This is a genomic window from Pseudomonas sp. GM17 (assembly GCF_000282175.2).
GTDB lineage: Bacteria > Pseudomonadota > Gammaproteobacteria > Pseudomonadales > Pseudomonadaceae > Aquipseudomonas > Aquipseudomonas chlororaphis.
In genome coordinates, this window is sequence record NZ_CP124732.1 from 3,085,184 (window position 1) to 3,110,701 (window position 25,518).

The window sequence follows — 25,518 nt, forward strand, 5'->3', positions numbered from 1 at the left end:
TTGTTGGAATGCGTGCCCAAGGAGAGCGAGATGCGCTATTCAGCCTTGACCCAACGGATCGCCGGCGAAGGTGCCGCGGCCTGGCAGATTCACTACCGCGCCCTGGAACTGCGCGAGCAGGGCGTCGATGTGCTGCTGCTGACCATCGGCGACCCGGATTTCGACACCCCGCGGCCGATCGTCCAGGCCGCCATCGATAGCCTGCTGGCGGGCGACACCCACTATTCGGAGGTGCGCGGCAATCGTTCGCTGCGCACCCGCATCGCCCACCGCCATGCCACCCGCAGCGGCCAGGCGGTGGGCGCCGAGCATGTGGTGGTGTTGCCGGGGGCGCAATGCGCGGTGTTCTCCGTGGCCCAGTGCCTGCTCGACCCCGGCGACGAGGTGCTGGTGGCCGAGCCGATGTACGTCACCTACGAAGGGGTGTTCGGTGCCTGCGGGGCCAAGGTGCTGCCGATTCCGGTGCGCCCGGAGAACGGCTTTCGCGTCGAGCCCTCCGCGGTCGCCGCGCGCATCACACCGAAGACCCGCGCGCTGATGCTCAACAGCCCGAACAATCCCTCCGGCGCCAGCCTGTCCCGGGAAACCTGGCAGGCCCTGGCGCGACTGTGCGTCGAGCATGACCTGTGGCTGATTTCCGACGAGGTCTACAGCGACCTGCTGTTCGACGGCGAACACATCAGCCCCGGCAGCCTGCCGGGCATGGCCGAACGCACGGCGACCATCAACAGCCTGTCCAAGTCCCATGCCATGACCGGCTGGCGGGTCGGCTGGGTGGTGGCGCCCCAGGCCCTGGCCGGGCACCTGAGCCATCTGGCGCTGTGCATGTTGTACGGGTTGCCGGACTTCGTGCAGAACGCCGCGGTGGTGGCGCTGGACGCCGACCTGCCGGAACTGGAACAGATGCGTGAGGAATATCGCCAGCGCCGCGACCTGGTGTGTGCGCAACTGAGCCAATGCCCGGGGTTGAAGCCGGTCAAGCCCGATGGCGGCATGTTCGTCATGGTCGATGTGCGGGAAACCGGCCTGGGCGCCCAGCAATTCGCCGAGCTGCTGCTGGAAGGGCACGGCGTCTCGGTGCTCGCCGGCGAGGCCTTCGGCCCCAGCGCGGCGGGGCATATCCGTATCGGCCTGGTGGTGGATCAACAGCGTCTGGCGGACGCCTGCCAGCGGATCGTGCGTTGCACCCAGGACCTGCTCGAAGGCCGAACCTCAAAACGCCGCTGAGCCTGTAGCCGCTGCCGCAGGCTGCGAGCGACCGGAACGGTCGTGGCGATCGTCGAAACGCCGCTGCCCCTGTAGCCGCTGCCGTAGGCTGCGATCGACCGGAACGGTCGTGGCGATCTTCAGGACGCCGAGGTCCTGCGGACCTATCGCAGCCTGCGGCAGCGGCTACAGGGTGGATCGGACGGTCGGGCAGCTACAGCGTCACACCGCAGCCTTGCGGCGCTCCCAGGCCTGGGGGTTGACCAGGTTGGCCGGACGCTGACCGGCCAGGGCCGCCAGCAGGTTGTCGACCGCGCAGCGGGCCATGGCCTCGCGGGTCTCGAAGGTCGCCGAGCCGATGTGCGGGGTGGCCACCACATTGTTCAACTGCAACAGCGGCGAGTCGTGGCCCAGGGGTTCGCGCTCGAACACATCCAGCCCGGCCGCGCGAATCCGCCGTTGCTGCAAGGCTTCGATCAGCGCCTGTTCGTCCACCACCTTGCCCCGGGAAATATTGATGAAGATGCTTTCCGGACGCATCAGGGCGAACTCTTCGCGGCCGATCAGGCCCAGGGTCTGGTCCGTCAGCGGCAGGGTCAGGCAGATGAAGTCGGCCTGTTGCAGCAGTTCCGGCAGGCTGCAGTAGCGGGCGCCGAAACGCTGTTCCACCGCCGGTTTCGGGCTGTTGCTGTGGTAGATCACCGGCATGCCGAAGCCGAAATGACCGCGCTGGGCCAGGGCTTCGCCGATCCGCCCCATGCCGATGATGCCCAGGGTCTTGCCGTGCACGTCGCTGCCGAAATGCAGCGGGCCGATATTGCGGTTCCACTGGCCGGCGCGCACCAGGTTGGCCAGCTCCACCACGCGCCGGGCGCTGGCCAGGATCAGGGCGAAACCGGTGTCGGCGGTGGTTTCGGTGAGCACATCCGGGGTGTTGCTGAGCAGGATGTCGCGGCGGGTCAGGTAGTCGATGTCGTAGTTGTCGACGCCCACCGACACGCTGGCCACCGCTTCCAGGCGTGGCGCCAGGTCCAGCAGTTCGGCGTCCAGGCGCAGGCTGGCGCCGAGCAGGCCCTGGGCAGCGGGCAGGGCGCTGCGCAGTTTGGCCAGGCCCTGGGCGCCGAGGTCCTCGATCAGGGTCACCTGGGCCTGCTCGTGCAGGCGGGCCATCAGCGGCGGCGAGAGTTTCTTGTACAGCACGACCTGTTTTTTCATGGGGTTCACCTTGTTCGATTCAGGAATGCGCCAGGCGGCGACGTACCGGCAGCGCGCTGCGCTGGCGGTCGCTGGCGCCCGGGTTGAGAAAGAGGGTCAGCAGCACCGATAGCAGCAGCGCGCCGCTCATCAGCAGGTAGGAGGCGCCGGGCGAGCCGGTGGCGCTGTTCAGGTAGCCCACCAGGTAGGAGCCGCCGAACGAGCCCAGGGCGCCCATGCTGTTGATCAGCGCCATGGCGCCGCCGGCGACGTTGGCCGGGAGGATCTCCGGGACGATGGCGAAGAACGGCCCGTAAGGCGCGTACATGCAGGCGCCGGCGATCACCAGCAGGCTGTAGGACCACCAGAAGTGCTCGGCGCCCAGCAGGTAGGAGCCGTAGAAGGCGAAGGAGGCGATCAGCAGCGGCGGCCAGACGAAACGCTTGCGCTTCTGGATCCGGTCCGAGCCCCAGGACACCCCGAGCATGGCGATCACCGCGGCCAGGTAAGGCAGCGCCGACAGCCAGCCGGCCTCGACCATGTCCATCTGCGCGCCGTGCTTGAGGATCGACGGCAGCCACAGCACGAAGCCGTAGACGCCGATGCTCCAGCAGAAGAACTGCAGGGCGAGGATGATCACCTTGGGCGAGCGGAAGGCTTCGGCGTAGTTCTTCACCGCCCTGATGCCCACCTGTTCGGCGGCCAGGGCGCTTTCCAGGTCGTGTTTTTCCTGGTCGCTGAGCCACTTCGCCGCGCTTGGGCGGTCATCGGCCAGGCGCCACCAGATAAAGGCCCAGAGCACCGCCGGCAGGCCTTCGATGATGAACATCCAGCGCCAGCTGAAATGCTCCACCAGGTACCCCGAGACCACCGACATCCAGAGCATGGTCACCGGGTTGCCGAGGATCAGGAAGGTGTTGGCCCGCGAGCGTTCGGCCCGGGTGAACCAATGGCACAGGTAGACCAGCATCGCCGGCATCACCGCGGCTTCGACCACCCCGAGCATGAAGCGGATGGCGATCAGCCAATAGGCGTTGGACACCACGCCGGTGAGGGTGGCCAGGCCGCCCCAGAGGATCAGGCTGACGAAGATCAGCTTCTTGACGCTGTGTTTTTGCGCGTAGATCGCCCCCGGTACCTGGAAGAAAAAGTAACCGAGGAAGAACAAGGCGCCGAGCAGGGACGACAGGCCCGGGGTGATCATCAGGTCGGCGGCCATCCCGGAGGCGGCGGCGAACCCGTAGTTGGCGCGGTCCAGGTACGCCAGGCTGTAGGTGATGAACACGATGGGCATGATGTACCACCAGCGGCGGGTGGCGAGTTTCAGCGTTTGCATAAGGGTGCTCCTGAGCTTGTTGTTTTTGTCGCAACAGGTAACGCGTTGGTTCAATCAGGCGGTGTTGTTTTCACGGTTTTATCGCGAGCAAGCTCGCTCCTACAGAACTTGCGCAGCCCCTGTAGGAGCGAGCTTGCTCGCGATCGGTCGCGCAGCGACCGTCGGTAATTCATCGCGGCTCGGCAGGCCTTCCATGTCGCCGCGGCTCTGCACCGCGCGGCTGCCGATCCAGTTGGCGCGCTGCACGGCCTCGGCGACGCTGTGGTTTTCCAGCAGGGCGCTGATCAGGCCGACGGCGAAACCGTCGCCGGCACCCACGGTGTCGACCACCTGGGTCACCGGTACGGCCTCGACGAAACCTTCGTGCAGCTGGGTGCGGTAATAGGCGCCATGGGCACCGAGCTTGATCGCCACGACTTCGACGCCCTGGTCCAGGTAAAACGCCGCGATATCGGCCGGGTCTTCATAGCCGGTCAGCAGGCGGCCTTCGCTCAAGCCCGGCAGCACCCAATGGGCGAGCACGGCCAGGCGGTTGATTTCGTCGATCATCAGTTGTTCGCTGCCCCACAGGCCGGGCCGCAGGTTCGGGTCGAAGGACACGCTGCGGCCGGCCGCGCGCATCTTGCTCATCAGGCTGTGGGACAGGTCACGGGCCGAGGTCGAGAGCGCCGGGGGAATGCCGGTGGCGTGCAGGTGCCGGGCGCGCAGCAGCTGGGGGGCGATGTCGGCGACGCTCAGGTGGCTGGCCGCCGAACCGCGGCGGAAGTACTCCACCCGCGGATCGTCGCCGTGCTCCTCCAGGGACTTGAGCTGGAAACCGGTGGGGTGTTGCCGATCGGTGGCGACGTAGCGGCAGTCCACGCCTTCGGCCTGCAGGCTGTCGACGACAAAGCGCCCCAGGGAGTCGGCGCCGACCCGGCTCAGCCAGCCGACCTTGAAACCCAGGCGCGACAGGCCGATGGCCACGTTGCTGTCGGCGCCGGCGATGCGTTTGTGGAAGTGGCCGACCCGGGCCAGGTCGCCGCTCTGTTCGGCGACGAACATCGCCATGGTTTCACCGAACGACAGGATATCGAGCTCAGACATGGGCGTTCTCCAGGCGGGACTGGCCGAGGCGGGCGAGGGTGGCGACGTGTTCGCGGGTCAGCTGCACCAGGTCTTCGCCTTGCAGCGGGTATTCCACGGCCCGGGTCACACCTTGAGTCATGTGCCGCAGCAATTGTTCCCACAGGTGCAGGTCGGCCATGCCCGGCGGTATCGCCACCAGCTTGCCGTCGGCGCGCCGGGCCACGGCCTTGCAGTGCACGTAGCCGACATGCCGGCCGAGCAGGCGCGCGGCGACGGAGGCGGACTGGTCCTGCCACTGCCAGTTGCCGATGTCGAAGGTCATCTGCACCGGCAGGCGGTGGCGCTCGACCTCGGCGAAGAAGCGCTGGAAGGGTTCGATGCGCCCGCCGTGCAGGGTCTGGTCGTTTTCCACCAGCAGCTGCACCGGGGACTGCGCCAGCAGCAGGGCCAGCTGGGGCAGGTCGTTGTGCTCGGTGAAATACCCCAGGGACACCTTGAGGCTTTTCGCGCCGAAGGCTTCGGCCCGTTGCAGCGCCTGTTCCAGCAGCGGGTTGGCCCGGGAACGCCCGGCCACCCAGAGTTCCAGCGGCGAAGAAAACACGCTTTCCAGTTGCCGCTCGCGGGTGGCCCGGGCCAGCTGGGACGGGTCTTCGACGGTCAGCAGCTCTTCGCGCCATTCGATGCGCGATGCGCCGGCGGCGGCCAGCACCTCGATGAAACTGCCCTGGCCCTGCTCACGGACGCGGTCGGCGCCGTAGCTGGACAGGCTGATGGAGACAGGCGATTTATTCATGGTCATGGCCTCTGAAACCGGTTTCATTTCTGCTCAAAAAAAGCCCCCAAAAAGAAGCTCATTTCCCTATCTTCATGCCTGCGCCGTTCCCTGTAGCCGCTGCCGCAGGCTGCGATCGGCGGCGTAGCCGTGGTAACCCGGCCGAAGCGTTTTTCAGGCCGATCGCGGACGCAGGTTTTGCGGCAACTGCGTTGCCGATCGCAGCCTCGCAGGCTCGGCAGCGGCTACACCGGCACCACGACTCCCGAGTCGCCTCGTTGACGGGTGGAGCCACGGACGATCAGCTCGGCCGGGAAGTCCAGCACCCGCAGCGGCTCGACATCGCCGCGCAAACGCTTGAGCAGGCACTCGAAGGCGCTGGCGCCGATGCGTTCGGTGGGTTGGGCGAGGGCGGTGATGCCGCTGCCCACCAGCGGATACCAGTCGAGGTCGTCGAGGGCGATCAGGCCGATCTCGTCGAACAGTGGGCAGCCCAGCTCGCGCAAGGCCCGGGTCGCGGCCAGGGCGGCGACGCCGTTGGCGCAGAACAGCGCTTTCGGACCGGGGCCGGGGGCGGCGAGGAACTGTTGCAGCTGCTGGTTCAGCGCGGCGCCGGTTTCCACCGCCGCGCCTTGCAAGGCCGGGCGTTGCTCGATCTGCGCCTTGAAACTGTTGCTGCGCTCGATCCGCGAGCTGGTGCCGTCATGGGGTTCGCTGACCAGCAGCAGGTCGCGGTAGCCGCGCTCTTGCAGGTGTTCGATGGCGCTACGCACGGCTTGCGGGTTGTCCAGGCCAACCAGGTCGCTGTGCAGTTGCTCGACCTTGCGGTCCACCAGGACCATGGGCATTTCCCGATGCAGTTCGCGCAGTTCGTCCAGATGATGGCCCAGGGTGTTCACGATCAGGCCTTCGATGTTGTACGAGCGCAGGTTGGCCAGGTGCTGGCGCTCCTGCTCGTCGTCGCGGTCGGTGTTGCACACCACCAGGCTGTAGCCGTGCTGGCGGCAGGCGGTTTCCACGCCATGCATCACGGCAATCGAATAGGGGTTGCGGATATCGGCCACCAGCATGCCGATCAGGCGCGTGCGCCCGCGTTTCAGGCCACGGGCCATCTGGTTCGGGCGGTAGCCCAGCTCGGCTATTGCCTGTTCGATGCGCAGGGCGATGGTATCGGAGAGCAGGGCGCGGTCTTCGCCGATAAAGCGCGACACGCTGGCCTTGGAGACCCCGGCGCGTTCGGCGACATCGAGCATGGTGACGCGGCTGCGCTGGGCGGCGGAAAAACTGTTCACGGGCGGCGACCTGTCTTTGGCGTTCTTGTTATGGGGTGTATCCGCTCCAGGTGCGACGTTCTGCCGCATCGCTGAAACCGGTTTCAGGAAACAGCAAAGCGCTTTCGCCGTCAAGCGCGATCAGTGCCAGCGGCATGAAAAAAATGTCATGCAGTCGATCGCGGGCGGTCTTCTTCGGTAGAGGGAGGTGTCTGGCACCTGCGTTGCAGGTGATCGCGGGCAAGCCTCGCTCCTACGGGGGAAGTCATGCGCGTGACGGGCTCTTCGTAGGAGCGAGGCTTGCCCGCGAAAAGGGCCGCGCGGTTTCGCTGAAGAAAGACTATCCGAGGCAGCCCCGCAGGTAGTCGAGCAAGGCGCCATACAGCGCATCCACCTCCGGCGCCAGGCCCCGGGCGCGCAGGCAGCCGTGCACCAGGCCGAGGCCCGGGTACAACTGGCTGTGGCCGCCGGCGGCCAGCAGCCGCTGGTGATACAGCTCGCCGTCGTCGCGCAGCGGGTCGAACTGCGCCAGGGCGATAAAGGCGGCGGGCAGGCCGCGCAAGTCCGTGGCCAGCAAGGGCCGGGCATAAGGCGAATGCCGTTCCGGGCCGGGCAGGTACAGGGCCTGGTAGGCGTCCAGGTCGTTGCTGCCGAGCAGCGGCGCGTCGGCGCACTGGCTGCGCGAGGGCAGGTCGGCGGCGCCACCGAGGCCGGGGTACAGCAGCACCTGGGCGGCGGGCAGCTGTTCGCCGGCATCGCGCAGGGCCAGGCACAAGGCCGCGGCGAGGTTGCCGCCGGCGCTGTCGCCGATCACCAACTGCCGCCGGGCATCCAGGGCAAAGGGGCTGGCGCCGGCCTGCAAGGCGCGCCAGGCTGCCAGGCAATCGTCGAAGGCGGCGGGGAACGGATGCTCGGGCGCCAGGCGGTAATCCACGGCAATCACCAGCACCTGCAACTGCGCCGCCAGGTAGGCGGTGATGAAGTCGTGGGAATCCAGGTCGCCGACCACCCAGCCGCCACCGTGCAGGTACAACAGGCAAGGCCAGCCGTCCGCGGGCATCGGGCGGGCGGGGCAATAGGCGCGCGCCGGCACCCCGGCCAGTTGCAATTCGCTGACCCGCAGGCCCTCGGGACGGGGCGGGGTGAAGGCGCGGCACATGCGGCTGTAGCTGTCGCGCAGGCCCTTGAAGCTGTTATCGGGGCTGGTGAAGCTCAGGGTGCGCTCGACGAAGGCGGCGAGTTGGGGGGAGAGCGGGTAGTGGCGCATGGCTGGAGGTGTCCGTTGTCTGGAAGAGGGCCATCGCGAGCTGGCTCGCGATGAGACCGGCAGGACGCCACTATTTCAGGCTGGCCTGCACCGCCGCCACGCCGTCCTTGCCCTCGAAGCTGCTGACCCCGGCCAGCCAGCGTTGCAGGTCTTCGGGGTGCTCGCGCAGCCATTGCCGCGCCACGTCCTGGGGCGTCTTGCGTTCCATGATCGGCACCATCAGCTGGCTTTCCTGGGCTGCGGTAAAGGTCAGGTTCTGCAGCAGGCGCTGGACGTTGGGGCAGCGCTCGGCGTAGTCCGGCGCGGTGACGGTGGACACGCTGGCCGCGCCTTCGTTGGGGCCGTAGACGTCTTCGCTGCCGGTCAGGTAGGCGATGCGCATATTGATGTTCATCGGGTGCGGGGTCCAGCCGACGAAGACCACGAACTCCTTGCGGTTGATCGCCCGTTGCACCGCCGCAAGCATGCCGGCCTCGCCGGACTCCACCAGCTTGAAGCCCTTGAGGCCGAAGCGGTCGCTGTCGATCATCGTCTTGATGGTGGTGTTGGCGCCGCTGCCGGGCTCGATGCCATAAATCTTGCCGCCCAGTGGCTCCTTGAAGCGGGCGATGTCGGCGAAGGTCTTCAGGCCCGCGGCGGCGACATAGTCCGGCACGGCGAGGGTGGCCTGGGCGTCGGCCAGGCTCGGCTGGTCCAGGACCTTGACCTGCCCGGCCTCGAGGAACGGCGCGATGTTCTTGTCCATCGCCGGTTGCCAGTAGCCGAGGAAGATATCCAGGCGCTTGTCGCGGATGCCGGCGAAGATAATCTGCTGCACGGCGCTGGTCTGTTTGCTGTCGTAACCCAGGCCGGTCAGCAGCACGTCGGCCATGCCGCTGGTGGCGATGACGTCGGTCCAGTTGACCACGCCCATGCGCACGGTCTTGCAGGAGGCGGGCTCGCTGGCCCAGGCATTGGCGCTGAGGAGCAGGGCGCCACAGAGCAGCGGGAGACAAGGCTTGAACAGGGTTTTCATCGGAGGGTCTCGTTCGGCAGGTCGTTATTGTCGGGGGCGGCGTCTTGTTGCGCCGTGCCCACCACTTTAGGTAACCCTGATCGTTATGAAAGCGCCCTGAGGCGACTGGCTTTTGCACTGGGGCGACGGCGGTCAGCCTCTTCAGGCCCACAGGCTCGCCCAGGCCGAGACCAGCAGCAACAGTGCCATGCCCTGGTTGAAACGCTGCAAGGCCAGCGGCGAACGCAGCAGCCGGGCGGAGCCGGCACCAAGCAGCGCCCAGGCGCCGAGGCAGGGCAGGGACACCAGGAAAAACACCAGCGACAGGTACAACACCTGGTCCTGGCGTTCGCTGCCGTTGCCGGCGAACACACTGATCACGGCCAGGGCCATCATCCAGGTTTTCGGGTTGACCAGTTGCAGGCTAGCGCCGCCGAGCAGGCCCAGGCGCCGGTGGTGGGTGTCCGCTTGTGGGTCGAGGGACGCGGCCGGGGCACGGAAGATCTGCCAGGCCAGGTAGCTCAACCAGATCACCCCGGCCCAGCGCATGGCGCTCGGCAGGCCGGGCACTTCCATCAGCGTGCGGCCGAGGCCGCTGCCCACCAGCATGACGATGCCGGCGGCGGCCACGCAGGCGCCGACAACGATCGGCAGCGCGGCCTTGAACCCGTAGCGGGCGCTGTTGCTCAGCACCAGGATATTGGTCGGCCCCGGGGTGATCGAGGCCACGAAGGCGAACAGCAGGAAGGGCAGCAGGCTGGGCAGGGAAGGTAAGAAGGAGAACATCGTGGGCAGGCTCCAGTGAAGATCGAGGGAGGCGATCTTCGCCGGTGCGGGTTCAGGTGTCTGGAAGGTTTGAGCAGCGCTTGCGGTAGGCCGCCGGGGTCAGGCCATAGGCGCGGACGAACCAGCGGCCCATATGGCTCTGGTCGGCGAACCCCAGGGCCATGGCCACCTCGGCCGGCTGTTCGCCACGGGCCAGCAGGCGTCGGGCCTTGGCCAGGCGCAACTGCACCAGGTAGGCGTGGGGTGGCAGGCCATAGGCGGCCTTGAAGGCGCGGGTCAGGCGGAAGCGATCGACGCCGCAGACCGCGCCCAGCTCGTCCAGGCTGATGTCCTGCTGGGCGTGGGCATGCAGGTAGTCGCGGGCCTGGTGCGCCACCAGGGGCAGGCGCGGGTCTGCGTGGTAGCGCTTGCGCCAGTGCAGGTGGCCGGTGAGCTGGTCGAGCAACTGGTCCATGGCGCTCTGGCGGACGATGCGCAGCTCGCCGTGGTGCAGGCTGTGGAAGGCATTGCTGGTGGCCAGGGCCAGGCGCTGGTCGCTGGCCAGGGTGGTGGCGAAACTCAGCTGGCTGTCAGCCGGCGCCTCTTCGAACAGCGCGCTCAGCTCACGCTCCAGCCAGTTCGGGTCGAGGTACAGCATGCGGTAGGTGAAGCCGCTTTCGGTGGGGGCATCGCCGTCGTGGATTTCCCCGGGCTCGAGCAGGAACACCTTGCCCGGGGTGCTGTGAAAACGCTCGCGCCGGCAGTGGAATTGCTGCACGCCTTCTTCGGTCACGCCCACCAGGTAGCTGTCATGCCAGTGCGGATCGTAGGCATGGCCGGTGAAATGGGCGCGCAGGGTTTCGATGCCGGTGTCGGCGTCCTGGGCCAGATCGATCCAGTTGTGCGCGTTCATGGCGTGTCCGTGGCAAGGGCGAGCGTGACAGTTAGCGCCCGCCGGCCAGGGCGGGTCTAGAAGATTTGTGCGACTTCAACCGAACAGCCCGGCGGCGATGTTGATGGAAAACCCGAGGATCGCGGTGTTGAACAGAAAGCCGATCAGCGACTGGGCCAGGACGATCTTGCGCAGCTCGCGGGTGGCGACGCCGACGTCGGAAGTCTGCACCGCCACGCCGATGGTGAAGGAGAAGTACAGGAAGTCCCAGTAATTGGGGGTGGTCAGGCCTTCGGGAAAGCGCAGGGCTGGGTCCTTGCCGTTCCAGGTGTAGTAGAGGCGGGCGTAGTGCACGCTGAAGATCACCCCGATCAGCAGCCAGGAACCGATCACCGTGAGGCCGGTAAAGGCGTAGTGCAGCAGGCGCCGGCCGGTTTCCAGGTCCTTGCTGCCGGACAGCGAGAGGGTGATGGCGGCGAGGCTGGCGATGGCCGCGATGCAGACCATGAGCAGCACCAGCCCGGCGTTTTCGTCCTCGACCTCGGCAATGCGTTTCACATCGTCGGCCTTGGAGCGCGCGGTGAGCCAGCACATCAGCGCCAGGTAGCTCCAGACCCCGGCGTTCCAGCCGATGAGAATCTTGCTGATCAGGGTGTCGGCCGGCACCAGGACGCCCGCGGCCAGGCCGATAAGGGCGCCGATGGTCAGGCGAGGGTGGGTACGTACAAGAAGGGACATGGCGGCTCGCAGTGGCGGATTTGCCGCAAACCTTAGCATGCCGTCGCCGCAGGGGCGGGGCCCTGAACTGGTCAAGTAATCCTGGACACCATTTAAGGTTTACGCAGCCAGTCTTTCTGCTGCGACGGGTGATCGATATTCGTTGTAACTGTGAGGCCGAGTGGTGTTGTAGCGTGTGATGTAGCGCTGCACGTCCATTCGGGCCTCATGTTCCGAGCCGTAGCCGCCCTTAGGCACCCACTCCGACTTCAGGCTTCCAAAAAAACGCTCCATCGGGGCGTTGTCCCAACATTCGCCTTTACGGCTCATGCTCTGGCGATAGCCTTGTTCATTCAATTCATGCCTGAATTTGTGACTGGTGTACTGGCAGCCCTGGTCAGAGTGAAACAGCACGCCCTTTGGGTGTCCTCTCAGTTCAGTCGCCATCCGCAGTGCCTCACAGGTCAGCGTCGCATCAGAAATCGACGAGAACGACCAGCCCACGATACGGCGGGCAAACAGATCCAAAACAGCCGCCAAATACAACCAGCGCTTGCCAGCCTTGATGTAAGTAACGTCCCCACACCACACCTCGTTGGGTGCCTTCACATCAAACTGACGCTTGAGTTCATGCGGTGCCGTCAAAGCCTCCACACCCGATGACCGGTATTTGTGACGCCTGCGCTGCCGGCAGGTTATCCCGGCCTCTCGCATCAGGCTTTGAGCCTTGAATCGACCTATCTGGTGCCCAGCGGCCTGCAGCATTTTGGCCAGGGTACGAGAGCCTGCTGAGGCCCTCGACGCCTTGTGATGCTTGACCAGCTCCGCCTTGAGCCTTTCTCGCTCAGGGCATTGCTGGCCTTGGCGCTGACGCCAGCTGTAGAAGCTGCTGCGGCTGATCTCAAGCACACGACAGCACTCATTTACGCCGTACTGCTCGCCCAACTCATCGATCAGCGCGAGTGATCTTTGGCGTCCAAAAGCAGGAGAGCACTGGCCTTTTTTAGGATTTCGATATCCCGGTCTTTCTGCTTGAGCAGGGCCTGGAGCCGCTGAATTTCCCGCTGATCAGCAGTGATGGCTTTGGCCCCTATCGGAGTTAAACCTTCTCTTTCCTTGCGCAGTTGATCGACCCAGCGCCGCAAGGCCGTAGGACCAATATTTATGCTGGCGCAGACCTCGGGAACCGACTGTCCTTCGTCCAGCACCATGCTGGCTGCTTTGAGCTTGAACTCATTTGAATAAGAGTTGCGCATGTCCAAACACCTCAGATTTGGGCGCCATCATAGCGCCCGATTGAGGTGTCCAGAATTATTAGGCCAGTTCACCCCTGCGGTTACATGGCTCTTGTGTAGGAGCGAAGCTTGCTCGCGATGAGTCCTCAACGGTCACTCGATAAGCCTTCAACGATGACTTGACGAGTCTTCAACGATCACGCGGTACGCTGAAGACCCGTCGCCGCATGACTATTCGGCCGCTCCTGGCGTCGCGACGCTCACCGCTTTTTTGCCGTTGCGCCGGACCAGCCTCATCACCACCACGAAGAATACCGGCACGAACACCACCGCCAGGGTCGCGGTGATCATGCCGCCGATCACCCCGGTGCCGATGGCCTGCTGGCTGGCCGAACTGGCGCCGCTGGCGATGGCCAGGGGCACCACGCCGAGGATGAACGCCAGCGAGGTCATGACGATCGGCCGCAGGCGCAGGCGCGCGGCCTGCACCGTGGCGTCCACCAGGTCGTGGCCTTCGTCGTACAGGCTCTTGGCGAACTCGATGATCAGGATCGCGTTTTTCGCCGACAGGCCGATGATGGTGATCAGCCCGACCTTGAAGAACACGTCGTTGGGCATGCCGCGCAGGGTCACTGCCAGCACCGCGCCGAGCACACCCAGGGGCACTACCAGCAGCACCGAGGTCGGAATCGACCAGCTCTCGTACAGCGCCGCCAGGCACAGGAACACGATCAGCAGCGACAGCCCGAGCAACAGCGGCGCCTGGCTGCCGGACAGGCGTTCCTGCAACGACAGGCCGGTCCATTCCTGGCCCAGGCCGGTGGGCAGCTGGCTGACCAGGCGCTCGATTTCCGCCATGGCCTCGCCGGTGCTGTGGCCCGCGCTCGGCTCGCCGGAAATGCTGATGGCCGGGTAGCCGTTGTAGCGGGTCAACTGGGTCGGGCCCTGGGTCCAGCGCGCCTGGGCAAAGGCCGACAGCGGCACCATCTTGCCGAGGTTGTTGCGCACGTTGATCTTCAGCAGGTCTTCCACCTGGCTGCGTCGATCGCCCTCGGCCTGGACCACCACCCGCTGCATCCGCCCCTGGTTGGGGAAGTCGTTGATGTAGCTGGAACCGACCGCGGTGGACAGCACATTGCCGATGTCGGCAAAGGACACGCCCAGGGCGTTGGCCTGCTTGCGGTCGACTTCCAGGTGCACCTGCGGCGCCTCGGCCAGGGCGCTTTCGCGCACGTTGACGAGGATCGGGCTCTTTTCCGCGGCGGCCAGCAAGTCGGTGCGGGCCTGCATCAGCGCGGCATGGCCGAGGCCGCCGCGGTCCTGCAGGCGGAACTCGAAGCCGCTGGAGGTGCCCAGGCCGTCCACCGGCGGTGGCAACACGGCGTAGGACACCGCGTCCTTGATTTCACTGAAGGCGGCGTTGGCCCGGTCGGCGATGGATTGCGCCGAGTCGTCGCTGCCGCGCTGCGACCAGTCCTTGAGGGTGGTGAAGGTCAGCGCGGCGTTCTGTCCGCTGCCGGAGAAGCTGAAGCCGAGAATCACCGTGCTGTCGCCGACTCCCGGCTCGCTGGCGTTGTGCGCCTCGATCTGTTCCACCACCTGGATCGTGCGGTTCTTGCTCGCGCCCGGTGGCAGCTGGATGTCGGTGATGGTGTAGCCCTGGTCTTCCACCGGCAGGAACGAAGAGGGCAGGCGGCTGAACAGCAGCCCCAGGCCCACCAGCAGCACGCCGTACACCAGCAGGTAGCGGCCGCAGCGTTTCAGCGCGTAGGCGACCCAGCGCTGGTAGCCGTCGCTGAGGTTTTCGAAGCGTCGGTTGAACCAGCCGAAGAAGCCGCCTTTTTCATGGTGCTCGCCCTTGGCGATCGGCTTGAGCAGGGTGGCGCACAGGGCCGGGGTCAGGGTCAGGGCGAGGAAGGCCGAGAACAGGATCGAGGTGGCCATCGACAGCGAGAACTGCTGGTAGATGACGCCCACCGAACCCGGCATGAAGGCCATCGGCAGAAACACTGCCACCAGTACCAGGGTGATGCCGACGATGGCGCCGGTGATCTGTTGCATCGCCTTGCGCGTCGCCTCCCTGGGCGACAGGCCCTCGCTGGCCATGATCCGTTCGACGTTCTCCACCACCACAATGGCGTCGTCCACCAGGATGCCGATGGCCAGGACCATGCCGAACATGGTCAGCACGTTGATCGAGAAACCCAGCGCCAGCATGGTGGCGAAGGTGCCCATCAGTGCCACGGGCACCACCAGGGTCGGGATCAGCGTATAGCGGATGTTCTGCAGGAACAGGAGCATCACCGCGAACACCAGCAACATGGCTTCGCCCAGGGTGTAGACCACCTTGGTGATCGAGACCTTGACGAAGGGCGAGGTGTCGTAGGGGATCTTGTATTCCACGCCGGCCGGGAAGTAGCGCGACAGCTCGTCCATCTTCGCCCGGATCAGGGTCGCGGTGCTCAGGGCGTTGGCCCCCGGCGACAGCTGCACGCCGACGGCAGTGGAAGGCTTGCCGTTGAGGCGCGTGGAGAACTGGTATTCCTGGCTGCCGACTTCCACCCGGGCGACGTCGCCGATGCGCACGGTGGAGCCGTCCGGATTGGCCCGCAGGACAATGTCGGCGAACTCTTGCGGCGTCGACAGCTGCCCCTTGACCAATACCGTGGCGGTGATTTCCTGGTTCGAGTGGCTCGGCAGGTCGCCGATGCTGCCGGCCGAGACCTGGGCGTTCTGCGCGACGATCGCCGCATTGACGTCGGCCGGGGTCAGGTTGAAGCCGATCAGCTTCTGCGGGTCGATCCATACCCGCATGGCGCGCTCGGCGCCGTACAGCTGGGCCTTGCCGACCCCGTCCAGGCGGCGGATCTCGTTCATCACGTTGCGTGCCAGGTAATCGCTGAGCGCGGTGTCGTCGAGCTTGCCGTCGCTGGAGGTGAGGGTGATCAGCAGCAGGAAACCGGCCGAGACCTTTTCCACCTGCAGGCCCTGTTGGGTCACCGCTTGCGGCAGGCGCGGCTCGACCACCTTGAGGCGGTTCTGCACGTCGACCTGGGCCATTTCCGGGTTGGTGCCCGGCTGGAAGGTGGCGGTGATGGTGGCGCTGCCCAGGCTGCTCTGGGACGAGAAGTACAGCAGGTGGTCGGCGCCGTTGAGCTCTTCCTCGATCAGGCTGACCACGCTTTCGTCCACGGTCTGCGCCGAGGCGCCCGGGTACACGGCGTAGATCTCGATGCTCGGCGGGGCGACGTTGGGGTACTGCGCCACCGGCAACTGCGGGATGGAAAGGGCGCCGGCCAGCAGGATAAACAGGGCGACCACCCAGGCGAACACCGGACGGTCGATAAAGAATTGCGGCATGAGGGTTCCTACCTACTGTCCAGTGGTCTGGGCAAGGGGAAGAGGGCTGTCGTCGATCTGCACCTTTTCGCCCGGACGGGCGTGCTGCAGGCCCTCGACGACGATACGGTCGCCGGCCTTGAGGCCGTCGCTGACGATCCAGCGGTCCTGTTGCACGGCGCCCAGTTGCACCGGACGCTGCACCACCCGCTGCTCGGCATCCACCAGCAGCACCTGGGCGATGCCGGCGCTGTCGCGCTGGATGGCCCGCTGCGGCACGCTGATGCCCTGGCGGTTCACCGCCTGCTCCAGGCGTACACGAATGAAGCTGCCGGGCAGCAGGTCGAGGTCCGGGTTGGGGAACTCGCTGCGCAGGATGATCTGGCCGGTGCTCGGGTCGACGCTGAGGTCGGCGAACAGCAGCTTGCCCGGCAGCGGGTAGAGGCTGCCGTCGTCCTGGATCAGCGTGGCCTTGGCCTGGTCCTGGCCGACCTGCTGCAACTGGCCGGCGCGGAAGGCCCGGCGCAGGTCGTTGAGCTCGCGGGTCGACTGGGTGAGGTCGGCGTGGATCGGGTCCAGTTGCTGGATCAGCGCCAGCGGCGTGGTTTCGTTCTGGCCCACCAGTGCGCCTTCGGTGACCAGGGCGCGGCCGACGCGCCCGGAAATCGGCGCGGTGACGGTGGCATAGCCCAGGTTCAGCCGGGCGCGCTGCACGGCGGCCTGGTTGGCGGCTACGTCGGCGGCGGTCTGGCGCGCATTGGCCCGGGCGTTGTCGTATTCCTGGGCGCTGATGGCCTGGTCTGCGATCAACTGGGCGTAGCGCTGCTCCTGCAAGCGGGCCTGGAAGGCGTTGGCCTCGGCCTTGCGCAGGCTGGCCAGGGCGCTGTCGAGGTCGGCCTTGAACGGCGCCGGATCGATGCGAAACAGCACGTCGCCCTGCTTGACGTCGGTGCCTTCGCGGAAGGTCCGTTGCAGCACCACCCCGGCCACCCGTGCGCGCACCTCGGCAATACGCGGCGCGGCGATGCGCCCGCTCAGTTCGCTGCTGATCGACAGCGGGCGAGTCTCGACGGTTTCGATCCGGACCTTGGCCAACGGCGCCTGTTCTTCGGCGGTGGAGGCCTGGTCGCAAGCGCTCAGCGCGGCTGCCAGCAACAACAGGCAGAACGGCGCAAACAGGTTTTTCGACATGCTGATACCCCAATGATGACTGCGGCATGCTAAGGGCATGCCGCCAGGACCGCTGTGAAGCTGTGTAGGTGCTGTGTGAAAAAGTGTGAAACGAATGCTCGGGCGGGCGCGAGGTTGTATATCCTTTGTGCCTCGCTGATCGGGCGACGGCTTCCCAGGGAACACTCTAAGGAACGTTGTCGCTGTGTTTTTCTTCACTCAAAGACTTCAATCCCCATGCCCAACATCCTTCTGGTCGAAGACGACCCCGCGCTCTCCGAACTGATCGCCAGTTACCTGGAGCGCAACGGCTATCAGGTCAATGTCATCAGCCGCGGCGACCAGGTGCGCGAACGGGCGCGGGTCAACCCGCCGGATCTGGTGATTCTCGACCTGATGCTGCCCGGCCTGGACGGCCTGCAGGTCTGCCGCCTGCTGCGGGCCGATTCGGCGTCGCTGCCGATCCTGATGCTGACCGCCCGTGATGATAGCCATGATCAGGTGCTGGGTCTGGAAATGGGCGCCGACGATTATGTGACAAAGCCTTGCGAGCCGCGGGTGCTGCTGGCGCGAGTGCGCACCCTGTTGCGCCGCAGCAGCCTCGGCGAGCCGCAGACTGCCAGCGACCGGATCCTCATGGGCAACCTGTGCATCGACCTGTCGGAGCGCACCGTGAGCTGGCGCGACCAGCTGGTGGAGCTGTCCAGCGGCGAATACAACCTGCTGGTGGTGCTGGCCCGGCATGCCGGCGAGGTGCTGAGCCGCGACCAGATCCTGCAACGCCTGCGGGGCATCGAGTTCAACGGCACCGATCGCTCGGTGGACGTGGCAATTTCCAAGCTGCGGCGCAAGTTCGACGACCATGCCGGCGAGGCGCGCAAGATCAAGACCGTGTGGGGCAAGGGTTACCTGTTCAGCCGTTCCGAATGGGAATGCTGAGTCGATGCTGAGAATCCTGATTCGCCTGTACCTGGTGACCATCGTCTCGTTCAGCGCGGCGATCTACCTGGTGCCGGAGCTGGTGGTGAAGGTCTTCCACGAGCGTTTCGTCACTTACAACCTGGATTATTCCCGGGGTCTGCAGACCCTGATCGTCAAGCAGTTTCGCGGCGTGCCCTCAGAGCAGTGGCCGGCCCTGGCCGCGGAAATGGACCAGGAATTCCAGCCGCTGCACATCGTCCTGACCCGCAACGACGATGCCGATTTCACCCTGTACGAGCGCGAACGCCTGCAACGCGGCGAGAACGTGGTGCGGGTCGGCGACTGGGGCTGGCGCACCCTCGCGGTGGCGCCGCTGGACGAGCAGATGGCAGTGCAGATGGTGGTGCCGCCGGACCCGATCGACGTCAGCCTGCTGTACTGGAGCATCAACGTGCTGATCGGCGCGACCATGCTCGCCTGCCTGTTGCTCTGGCTGCGGCCGCACTGGCGCGACCTGGAGCGTCTGAAACACGCCGCCGAGCGTTTCGGCAAGGGTCATTTGAGTGAGCGCACGCAGATCCCCTCGAGCTCCAATATCGGCAGCCTGGCCAATGTCTTCGACACCATGGCCGGCGACATCGAGAACCTGCTGAACCAGCAACGCGACCTGCTCAACGCGGTGTCCCACGAGCTGCGCACGCCCTTGACCCGGCTCGACTTCGGCCTGGCGCTGGCGCTCTCCGACGACCTGCCGGCCACCAGCCGCGAGCGCCTGCAAGGGCTGGTGGCGCATATTCGCGAGCTGGACGAACTGGTGCTCGAGCTGCTGTCCTACAGCCGTCTGCAGATCCCGGCGCAGTTGCCGGAGCAGGTCGAGGTGTCGCTGGACGAGTTCATCGACAGCATCCTCGGCAGCGTCGACGACGAACTGGAATCCCCGGACATCGTCATCGATGTGCTGCTGCACGGCAGCCTGGAGCGCTTCAGCCTCGACCCGCGGCTGACCGCCCGGGCGATCCAGAACCTGCTGCGCAACGCCACGCGCTATTGCGAAAAGCGTATCCAGGTGGGGGTGCACGTCAGCGAGCGCGGCTGTGAAATCTGGGTCGACGACGATGGCATCGGCATTCCCGACGACGAGCGCGAGCGGGTGTTCGAACCCTTTTACCGCCTGGACCGCAGCCGCGATCGCGCCACCGGCGGCTTCGGCCTCGGCCTGGCCATCAGCCGCCGGGCCCTGGAAGCCCAGGGCGGAACCCTGACCGTCGAAGCTTCACCGCTGGGCGGCGCGCGTTTCCGCCTGTGGCTGCCGATGCCGGCCTGAGCCTTGCCGGGCACACCCGGCGACGGGGAATGCCCGGTAAACCGGCGTTTAGGGAAGGTGTTGCATCAGCACAATGCGGTCGGCTGCAGCTCGCTGGCCTTGATCAGGTTTACCCCCGCCGCGCGCATCTGCCGGGTGGCCTTGTCCAGCGAGCCGTCCAGGTCGATGGCCCGGCAGGCATCGACGATCACGAAGGTATTGAACCCCGCCGCCCGCGCATCCAGCGCCGACCAGGCCACGCAGTAGTCCAGGGCCAGCCCCACCAGATACACCGTGTCGATGCCGCGCTGGCTCAGGTAGCCGGCCAGGCCGGTCGTGGTGCTGCGGTCCGCCTCGACGAAGGCCGAGTAACTGTCGATATCCGGATTGCAGCCCTTGCGCAGGATCAACTGGGCGTGGGGCAGGTTGAGCTTGGGGTGCAGTTCGGCGCCACGGCTGGCCTGCACGCAATGGTCCGGCCACAGCATCTGCGGACCATAGGGCAATTGGATGATGTCGTTGGGCGCGTGGCCGTCGTGACTGGAGGCGAACGAAATATGCCCGGCCGGGTGCCAGTCCTGGGCGATCACAACCTGCTTGAAGTGGCTGCCCAGGCGATTGATCAAGGGTACGATCTGGTCGCCTCCGGGCACGGCCAGCGCGCCACCGGGGATGAAGTCGTTCTGTACGTCGATGACCAGCAGCGCCTTGCGTGAGCGACGGCTGCTGGCGGTTTTGGCAGTAGGCATGTGCAAGCTCCCTGGGTTGAGCAATGAGTCCATTCTCCCAGAGCATAGCGTGCCCGTTCCATGGCGCCGTTCCGCCGGTCAGGGCGTGGGAATCGACTGACCTTGGGTCTTGCCGCCAGCGGCGATGACCTCTTCGTAGCGGTCATGGGGGAGCAGGCCACTGGCCTGGTCGGTGCGGTCGGCGTCCGGTAGCCGGGTGGTGCGCTGGCTGATGCAGCGTTGGTTCTTGCTGTCCCAGACCTGGCCGTCCGGGCAGTTGACGGCGACCGCCAGCAAGGTCGTCAGCAGGCTGCCGGCGAGCAGCAGCGGGGCGCCGAAGGCGAGGGGAGGGAGGTTCATCGCGCGGTCTCCATGCGGATAGCGGTCCCCCCCCATTAAAGGTCCATCGCCCTGGCCGCGCTGCCTAAACTGACAGATTTTTCATGCCGTCAGTCGCCTGGGCGGGGCTATGCTGGGCAGCACTGGCCAATGATCTGGAGCCGACCGATGAAAGACCCGCAACCTGCGATCCATCATGCTGCCGCCGACGGCTACAAGGGCGCGGCCGACACCTACGTGCGTGGCCGCCCGGACTACCCGCCGGCGCTGGACCAGTGGCTGCGCACAAGCCTGGGCTTGCAGGCCGGCCAGGTGGCGGTCGATCTCGGCGCCGGCACCGGCAAGTTCACCGGGCGCCTGCTGGCCACCGGGGCGCGGGTGATTGCCGTGGAGCCGGTGGCGCAGATGCGCGCCAGGCTCGCCGCCAGCTATCCCCAGGCCGAAGCCCTGAGCGGCACCGCCACTGCTATTGCGCTGGCCGACGAATCGGTGGACGCCGTGGTCTGCGCCCAGGCCTTTCACTGGTTCGCCAGCCATGAGGCGTTGAGCGAAATCGCCCGGGTGCTCAAGCCGGGCGGCCGCCTGGGCCTGGTGTGGAACCTGCGCGATGCGCGGGTGCCGTGGGTCCAGCGCCTCGATCGGATCGTCAACGCCCTGCAAGGCGATACGCCGCGCTATTACACCGGGGCCTGGCGCCAGGCCTTTCCCCATCCGAGTTTCACGCCCTTGCAGGAGCAGCACTTTCGCAACAGCCACAGCGGCGCGCCGCAGAACGTGATTTTCGATCGGGTGCGCTCCACCAGCTTTATTGCGGCCTTGCCGGATGCGCAGAGGGCGGAGGTCGACCGGCAGATCGCCGCCTTGATCGCCGAAGAACCGGAGCTGCGGGATAAATGCGTGGTCAGCGTGCCTTACGAAACCGCGGCGTTCTGGGCCCATAAAATCCCGTGATCCGCCAATCCTCCTGCCCGCAACCCATAGAGAATAGATAGGCCGTTGTGTGGCCAGTCCCGGTTTTGGCCGATGCGCTGCCTTACTGCGCGGCACAGGCCCTTGCTATAGTTCGGGCCTCATTTTTTTGCCCGGTAAGGAATGCTGCCATGTCCGAATATCAAGCCTTTCGCGTCGAACTTGCTGACAACATCGCCCATGTGCAGATCAACCGGCCGGAAAAGATCAACTCGATGAACGCCGCGTTCTGGAGCGAGATCATCGAGGTCTTCCGCTGGATTGACGACACCGACGCGGTCCGCGTGGTGGTGCTGAGCGGCGCCGGCAAGCACTTTTCTTCCGGCATCGACCTGATGATGCTGGCCGGCGTGGCCAACGAACTGGGCAAGGACGTCGGGCGCAACGCGCGCCTGCTGCGGCGCAAGATCCTGCAGCTGCAGGCATCGTTCAATGCCGTCGACAACTGCCGCAAGCCGGTGCTGGCGGCGATCCAGGGTTACTGCCTGGGCGGCGCCATCGACCTGATCGCCGCCTGCGACATGCGCTACGCCGCCGCGGACGCGCAATTCTCGATCAAGGAAATCGATATCGGCATGGCTGCCGATGTCGGCACGTTGCAACGTTTGCCGCGTATCATCGGTGACGGCATGCTGCGCGAACTGGCTTACACTGGGCGCACCTTCGGCGCCGAGGAGGCGCGCAGCATCGGCCTGGTCAATCGCACCTACGCCGACAGCGAAAGCCTGCTCGACGGCGTGATGGGCATTGCCCGGGAAATCGCCAGCAAGTCGCCGATCGCCGTCAGCGGTACCAAGGAAATGATCAGCTACATGCGCGACCATCGCATCGACGACGGCCTGGAATACATCGCTACCTGGAACGCCGCCATGCTGCAATCCACCGACCTGCGCGTGGCCATGGCCGCCCATATGAGCAAACAGAAACCTGAATTTCTGGACTGATTGAACATGACTTCACGCTGGACCACCGCAGTACTGGATATCGACCTTCCCGGCGGCTGGGCCGTGGCCCGCGGCCCGCAGGGCTTTCTGTTCGACGACAACGGCGCGCTGTTCCCCCGCGAATGGCTCAAGCGCCAGGACCTGCCGATCCTCGCCGAGCACGGCATCGGCCACCTGGATGGCGAGCCGGTCTACCTGCTGGAGCTCAAGAGCGTTTCCGAGGTGCCGGGCTGCAACTGGAAAGGCCTGCGGGCGTTCATGCTCGACGGCGATCACACCCTGTACAAGGTCCTGGGCTATGCCGCGCAGATCGGCACCTGGGCCCGCGAGCACCGCTTCTGCGGCAACTGCGGCCAGCCCATGACCCAGGTGATGCGCGAGCGGGCGATGTACTGCGAGCCCTGCGACCTGCGCAGCTACCCGCGGATTTCGCCGAGCATGATCGTGCTGATCACTCGCGGCGACGAGGTGTTGCTGGCGCGGTCGCCGCGTTTCGTCCCCGGGGTCTACAGCACCCTGGCCGGGTTCGCCGAACCGGGCGAATCGGCCGAGGACTGCCTGGTGCGCGAGGTGCGTGAAGAGGTGCAGATCGAGGTCAAGAATATCCAGTACATCGGCAGCCAGTGCTGGCCGTTCCCGCATTCGATGATGCTGGGTTTTCATGCCGAGTACGCCGGCGGCGAGATCGTGCCGCAGGAAGACGAGATCGAGGATGCACAGTGGTTCAACGTACATGCGTTGCCGCCGCTGCCGGCGTCACGCTCGATTGCCCGTTACCTGATCGATCTGTATGTGGCGCGGCGCCTGGGCTTGGCGGCGCCTGTATTGCCGGGTTGAGCCCCGGCTGGAAGCAAGCTGGAAGGAGCTGGAAACAAACAGCGCGGGCGAATCCACTGGGTTCGCCCGCTGTCGTTTCAGTGGGTCAAACGGCGCTGAACCAGTGCTGCCAGGCCAGGCGCACGGTCAGGCCCAGGACCACGGTGATGAACACCGGGCGAATGAATTTCGCGCCACCGCTGATGGCGGTGCGGGCGCCGAAGAAGGCGCCGACCATCAGCGACAGGCCCATGCTCAGGCCGATGGCCCAATCCACCTGGCCGGAGAAAATGAAGATCGACAGCGCCGCCGCGTTGCTGACGAAGTTCATGCTGCGCGCCACGCCGCTGGCCTTGACCAGATCGATGGGGTAGAGCAGCAGGCTGCTGACGGTCCAGAAGGCGCCAGTGCCGGGGCCGGCCACGCCGTCGTAGAAACCGAGGCTGAAGCCCTGGGTCGATTGCCACTTTTTCTTGATCGGCGCTTCGCTGTCCAGCGGCGCTTTTGGCGTGCCGCCGAACAGCAGGTACACGCCACAGGCGAAGACGATCACCGGCAGCATCTTGTTCAGCCATTCGGCCGGCAGGTAATGGGCCACCACCGCGCCGCTCAGCGCACCCACCAGGGTGCCGACGATCGCGTGGGTCCATTGTCGCGGGTGGAACAGCTTGCGCCGGTAGAAGGTGAAGCTGGCGGTGGCCGAGCCGAAGGTCGAACTCAGCTTGTTGGTGCCCAGCACCAGGTGCGGCGGCAGGCCGGCGGTGAGCAGCGCCGGGGTGGTGAGCAGGCCGCCGCCGCCGGCAATGGCATCGATAAAGCCGGCAATGAAGGCGACGAGAGCCAGAATGGCGAGGGTGGTCAAATCTACGCTGAGTTCGAAAGGCATGGGATCGACTTATTTCGGCGGGGCGCAGAAGAGCTGCGCGAAAGGTCGGTATCTTACCCATAACCTTTCACGACCGCGACCGTCCCAATTCTGTAGGAGCGGCCGGTCGACGCTCCTACGGGAGAGCCGGTGAGGCTGCTATTGGCGCTGCGGCCCGTTACCGATCTGCCACACGAACGGCGGTTCGCTGCCATTGATCAGCCAATCGCCGACGATGCGCGCCTTGTAGATCACCGGGTTGTGCGACGACAGGGTACGGGCGTTGCGCCAGTGACGATCGAGGGCCTTGCCCTGGCGGATATCCGAAGCGCCCAGGGCATTGAACAGTTCGCTGGTGGCGCGCTGGATCAGCTCGGTGACCACCACCTGGGCCGTGGCCGACTGGATTTCCGCCGCGACATTGGCTGCCCGCTCCGCCTCGTCGTTACCGGCAAAACGTGCCAGGTAGGCCTGCTGCGCCGGTTCCGCCGCGCGCACCGCGCTGGCCTCGGCGGCGTACACCAGGGCCGAGATTTCCCCGACCACCTGCTGCACCTGGGCGTCCTCGCTGACCCGGGGCGCGTTGCCGTGGCTGTAGATGCGCTTGCGGGTGCGCACCTCGTGAGCCACATCGCGCACCGCGGCGCGGCCGACGCCCGCCAGTGTCGCCAGCAGCACCAACTGGTAGAAGGCGGTCTGGTATTTGAAGCGGGTGGCGAAGTCGATAAGGTTTTCCGCCTCCACCTCGGCATCGACAAAGTGCGAGGTGCCGCTGCCCGTGGTGCGCTGGCCGAAGCCGTCCCAGTCGTCGCTCTGCACGATGCCCGGCTGGCGGGTGCGCACCGCGGCGATCACGTCGCCACCGGTGTCGCTGCGCCGGGCGTAGACATCGATCCAGTCGGAGAAAATGCTCCCGGTGCTGTAGAACTTCTCGCCGTTGAGCCGCCACTTGTCGCCGGCCGGCGAGACCTGGGTGATCACCTCGCCAATGGCCACGCTGCCGATCTCGGTCCAGGCGCAACCGACGATGTCGCCCTCGACGAAACGCTTGAACCACAGGTCCCGTGCCGGTCCCGGGGCAGCGTTGAGGCGGTCCTCGGCAAAGGCGAAATGCCCGCGCAAGGCTTGCGGCACGTTGGAGTCGGCCTCGGCCAGTTCGATCAGCAACTGGAACAACTGCGGCAGGGAGGCGCCGCCGCCACCGTATTCCACCGGCACCCGCACCGCGCCAAAACCGGCCTCCTTGAGCCACTGGATCGCCTCGTACGGCAGGCTGCGCGATTGCTCGCGCTCCACCGCGCCAGCGGCGATCCGCTTGAAGATCGGGCGGAAGCGCCCGGCCAGGGCTTCGTAGTCGACGCCTACGGACAATGGATTGATCACCTGGTGTTCGGTCATGGGCACAGC

General features: G+C 66.0%; 24 protein-coding genes. 6 read left to right on the forward strand and 18 right to left on the reverse strand.

The window, feature by feature from the left end; translation table 11 throughout:
* Positions 1-30: 30 nt before the first annotated feature.
* Positions 31-1,227 (forward strand): pyridoxal phosphate-dependent aminotransferase, encoded by a 1,197-nt coding sequence (locus PMI20_RS14115; protein ID WP_007930905.1) that lies wholly within the window; start codon positions 31-33, stop codon positions 1,225-1,227.
* A gap of 201 nt (positions 1,228-1,428) precedes the next feature.
* Here PMI20_RS14115 and PMI20_RS14120 read toward each other — a convergent pair whose 3' ends face one another.
* From PMI20_RS14120 to PMI20_RS14185, 14 genes are all read right to left on the reverse strand, one after another.
* A complete protein-coding gene (locus PMI20_RS14120; protein ID WP_007927457.1) occupies positions 1,429-2,421 on the reverse strand; it encodes a 2-hydroxyacid dehydrogenase in 993 nt (330 codons plus the stop codon).
* A 19-nt stretch (positions 2,422-2,440) separates the two neighbouring features.
* Positions 2,441-3,736, reverse strand: a complete 1,296-nt coding sequence (locus PMI20_RS14125) for an MFS transporter (protein ID WP_007927456.1) — start codon at positions 3,734-3,736, stop codon at positions 2,441-2,443.
* 99 nt (positions 3,737-3,835) lie between these two features.
* Positions 3,836-4,822 carry a sugar kinase gene (locus tag PMI20_RS14130; protein WP_007927455.1) on the reverse strand — a complete coding sequence of 329 codons (987 nt, stop codon included), beginning with the start codon at positions 4,820-4,822 and terminating at the stop codon, positions 3,836-3,838.
* The gene (locus PMI20_RS14135; protein WP_007927454.1) at positions 4,815-5,597 is read right to left on the reverse strand and encodes a sugar phosphate isomerase/epimerase family protein; all 783 of its coding nucleotides are present in this window, start codon (positions 5,595-5,597) and stop codon (positions 4,815-4,817) included. The genes PMI20_RS14130 and PMI20_RS14135 overlap by 8 nt, the downstream gene beginning before the upstream one ends.
* 224 nt (positions 5,598-5,821) lie before the next feature.
* Positions 5,822-6,868, reverse strand: coding sequence for a LacI family DNA-binding transcriptional regulator (locus tag PMI20_RS14140; RefSeq protein WP_007927453.1), 1,047 nt, complete (start codon positions 6,866-6,868; stop codon positions 5,822-5,824).
* Between the two features lie 28 nt (positions 6,869-6,896).
* Entirely contained in the window at positions 6,897-7,091 is a 195-nt protein-coding gene (locus PMI20_RS14145; RefSeq protein ID WP_157173163.1) for a hypothetical protein, read from the reverse strand.
* A 96-nt stretch (positions 7,092-7,187) separates the two neighbouring features.
* Positions 7,188-8,114: an alpha/beta hydrolase gene (locus PMI20_RS14150; protein ID WP_284173096.1), complete on the reverse strand. Its 927-nt coding sequence runs from the start codon at positions 8,112-8,114 to the stop codon at positions 7,188-7,190.
* 70 nt (positions 8,115-8,184) lie between these two features.
* The gene (locus PMI20_RS14155; RefSeq protein WP_007923164.1) at positions 8,185-9,129 is read right to left on the reverse strand and encodes a choline ABC transporter substrate-binding protein; all 945 of its coding nucleotides are present in this window, start codon (positions 9,127-9,129) and stop codon (positions 8,185-8,187) included.
* Positions 9,130-9,270: 141 nt separating this feature from the next.
* Positions 9,271-9,894: a LysE family translocator gene (locus PMI20_RS14160; RefSeq protein ID WP_007923166.1), complete on the reverse strand. Its 624-nt coding sequence runs from the start codon at positions 9,892-9,894 to the stop codon at positions 9,271-9,273.
* A 52-nt stretch (positions 9,895-9,946) separates the two neighbouring features.
* Positions 9,947-10,786, reverse strand: coding sequence for an AraC family transcriptional regulator (locus PMI20_RS14165; protein WP_007923169.1), 840 nt, complete (start codon positions 10,784-10,786; stop codon positions 9,947-9,949).
* Between the two features lie 75 nt (positions 10,787-10,861).
* Positions 10,862-11,503: a DUF1345 domain-containing protein gene (locus PMI20_RS14170; RefSeq protein ID WP_007923170.1), complete on the reverse strand. Its 642-nt coding sequence runs from the start codon at positions 11,501-11,503 to the stop codon at positions 10,862-10,864.
* Between the two features lie 99 nt (positions 11,504-11,602).
* Positions 11,603-12,738, reverse strand: a protein-coding gene (locus PMI20_RS14175) for an IS3 family transposase (protein ID WP_238543459.1) whose coding sequence is annotated in 2 segments (ribosomal slippage) — positions 11,603-12,489 and positions 12,489-12,738 — 1,137 coding nt in all. Because the reading frame shifts where the segments join, the coding sequence is not laid out codon by codon here.
* Between the two features lie 210 nt (positions 12,739-12,948).
* A complete protein-coding gene (locus PMI20_RS14180) occupies positions 12,949-16,077 on the reverse strand; it encodes a multidrug efflux RND transporter permease subunit (protein WP_007926526.1) in 3,129 nt (1,042 codons plus the stop codon).
* Positions 16,078-16,089: 12 nt separating this feature from the next.
* Positions 16,090-17,247 carry an efflux RND transporter periplasmic adaptor subunit gene (locus PMI20_RS14185; RefSeq protein ID WP_037034818.1) on the reverse strand — a complete coding sequence of 386 codons (1,158 nt, stop codon included), beginning with the start codon at positions 17,245-17,247 and terminating at the stop codon, positions 16,090-16,092.
* A 216-nt stretch (positions 17,248-17,463) separates the two neighbouring features.
* Here PMI20_RS14185 and PMI20_RS14190 point away from each other — a divergent pair, with 216 nt between their 5' ends.
* Both PMI20_RS14190 and PMI20_RS14195 read left to right on the forward strand, forming a co-directional pair.
* On the forward strand, positions 17,464-18,165 hold the full coding sequence (locus PMI20_RS14190) for a response regulator (protein WP_007926528.1): 702 nt from the start codon (positions 17,464-17,466) through the stop codon (positions 18,163-18,165).
* Between the two features lie 4 nt (positions 18,166-18,169).
* Complete coding sequence (locus tag PMI20_RS14195) at positions 18,170-19,471, forward strand: ATP-binding protein (protein WP_007926529.1); 1,302 nt, start codon at positions 18,170-18,172, stop codon at positions 19,469-19,471.
* Between the two features lie 65 nt (positions 19,472-19,536).
* Here PMI20_RS14195 and pncA read toward each other — a convergent pair whose 3' ends face one another.
* Positions 19,537-20,199, reverse strand: a complete 663-nt coding sequence (pncA, locus tag PMI20_RS14200) for a bifunctional nicotinamidase/pyrazinamidase (RefSeq protein WP_007926530.1) — start codon at positions 20,197-20,199, stop codon at positions 19,537-19,539.
* A gap of 78 nt (positions 20,200-20,277) precedes the next feature.
* On the reverse strand, positions 20,278-20,538 hold the full coding sequence (locus tag PMI20_RS14205) for a hypothetical protein (RefSeq protein ID WP_007926531.1): 261 nt from the start codon (positions 20,536-20,538) through the stop codon (positions 20,278-20,280).
* Positions 20,539-20,685: 147 nt separating this feature from the next.
* Here PMI20_RS14205 and PMI20_RS14210 point away from each other — a divergent pair, with 147 nt between their 5' ends.
* The 3 genes from PMI20_RS14210 to nudC all read left to right on the forward strand — a co-directional run bounded on the left by PMI20_RS14210 (position 20,686) and on the right by nudC (position 23,267).
* Complete coding sequence (locus PMI20_RS14210) at positions 20,686-21,468, forward strand: class I SAM-dependent methyltransferase (protein ID WP_007926533.1); 783 nt, start codon at positions 20,686-20,688, stop codon at positions 21,466-21,468.
* Between the two features lie 149 nt (positions 21,469-21,617).
* Entirely contained in the window at positions 21,618-22,430 is an 813-nt protein-coding gene (locus PMI20_RS14215; RefSeq protein ID WP_007926535.1) for a crotonase/enoyl-CoA hydratase family protein, read from the forward strand.
* Between the two features lie 6 nt (positions 22,431-22,436).
* Positions 22,437-23,267, forward strand: a complete 831-nt coding sequence (gene nudC / locus PMI20_RS14220) for an NAD(+) diphosphatase (protein ID WP_007926538.1) — start codon at positions 22,437-22,439, stop codon at positions 23,265-23,267.
* An 85-nt stretch (positions 23,268-23,352) separates the two neighbouring features.
* On the opposite strand, the gene PMI20_RS14225 is transcribed toward nudC, so the two are convergent.
* Together PMI20_RS14225 and PMI20_RS14230 are read right to left on the reverse strand one after the other, a co-directional pair.
* Entirely contained in the window at positions 23,353-24,132 is a 780-nt protein-coding gene (locus PMI20_RS14225; RefSeq protein WP_007926540.1) for a TSUP family transporter, read from the reverse strand.
* 138 nt (positions 24,133-24,270) lie between these two features.
* Positions 24,271-25,509: an acyl-CoA dehydrogenase family protein gene (locus tag PMI20_RS14230; RefSeq protein ID WP_007926542.1), complete on the reverse strand. Its 1,239-nt coding sequence runs from the start codon at positions 25,507-25,509 to the stop codon at positions 24,271-24,273.
* Between the last annotated feature and the right edge of the window lie 9 nt (positions 25,510-25,518).

Coding starts and splice junctions, on each gene's coding strand:
- PMI20_RS14115 (WP_007930905.1), top strand. CDS start 31: ATGCGCTATTCAGCCTTGACCCAACGGATCGCCGGCGAAGGTGCCGCG.
- PMI20_RS14120 (WP_007927457.1), bottom strand. CDS start 2,421: ATGAAAAAACAGGTCGTGCTGTACAAGAAACTCTCGCCGCCGCTGATG.
- PMI20_RS14125 (WP_007927456.1), bottom strand. CDS start 3,736: ATGCAAACGCTGAAACTCGCCACCCGCCGCTGGTGGTACATCATGCCC.
- PMI20_RS14130 (WP_007927455.1), bottom strand. CDS start 4,822: ATGTCTGAGCTCGATATCCTGTCGTTCGGTGAAACCATGGCGATGTTC.
- PMI20_RS14135 (WP_007927454.1), bottom strand. CDS start 5,597: ATGAATAAATCGCCTGTCTCCATCAGCCTGTCCAGCTACGGCGCCGAC.
- PMI20_RS14150 (WP_284173096.1), bottom strand. CDS start 8,114: ATGCGCCACTACCCGCTCTCCCCCCAACTCGCCGCCTTCGTCGAGCGC.
- PMI20_RS14155 (WP_007923164.1), bottom strand. CDS start 9,129: ATGAAAACCCTGTTCAAGCCTTGTCTCCCGCTGCTCTGTGGCGCCCTG.
- PMI20_RS14160 (WP_007923166.1), bottom strand. CDS start 9,894: ATGTTCTCCTTCTTACCTTCCCTGCCCAGCCTGCTGCCCTTCCTGCTG.
- PMI20_RS14165 (WP_007923169.1), bottom strand. CDS start 10,786: ATGAACGCGCACAACTGGATCGATCTGGCCCAGGACGCCGACACCGGC.
- PMI20_RS14170 (WP_007923170.1), bottom strand. CDS start 11,503: ATGTCCCTTCTTGTACGTACCCACCCTCGCCTGACCATCGGCGCCCTT.
- PMI20_RS14180 (WP_007926526.1), bottom strand. CDS start 16,077: ATGCCGCAATTCTTTATCGACCGTCCGGTGTTCGCCTGGGTGGTCGCC.
- PMI20_RS14185 (WP_037034818.1), bottom strand. CDS start 17,247: ATGTCGAAAAACCTGTTTGCGCCGTTCTGCCTGTTGTTGCTGGCAGCC.
- PMI20_RS14190 (WP_007926528.1), top strand. CDS start 17,464: ATGCCCAACATCCTTCTGGTCGAAGACGACCCCGCGCTCTCCGAACTG.
- PMI20_RS14195 (WP_007926529.1), top strand. CDS start 18,170: ATGCTGAGAATCCTGATTCGCCTGTACCTGGTGACCATCGTCTCGTTC.
- pncA (WP_007926530.1), bottom strand. CDS start 20,199: ATGCCTACTGCCAAAACCGCCAGCAGCCGTCGCTCACGCAAGGCGCTG.
- PMI20_RS14205 (WP_007926531.1), bottom strand. CDS start 20,538: ATGAACCTCCCTCCCCTCGCCTTCGGCGCCCCGCTGCTGCTCGCCGGC.
- PMI20_RS14210 (WP_007926533.1), top strand. CDS start 20,686: ATGAAAGACCCGCAACCTGCGATCCATCATGCTGCCGCCGACGGCTAC.
- PMI20_RS14215 (WP_007926535.1), top strand. CDS start 21,618: ATGTCCGAATATCAAGCCTTTCGCGTCGAACTTGCTGACAACATCGCC.
- nudC (WP_007926538.1), top strand. CDS start 22,437: ATGACTTCACGCTGGACCACCGCAGTACTGGATATCGACCTTCCCGGC.
- PMI20_RS14225 (WP_007926540.1), bottom strand. CDS start 24,132: ATGCCTTTCGAACTCAGCGTAGATTTGACCACCCTCGCCATTCTGGCT.
- PMI20_RS14230 (WP_007926542.1), bottom strand. CDS start 25,509: ATGACCGAACACCAGGTGATCAATCCATTGTCCGTAGGCGTCGACTAC.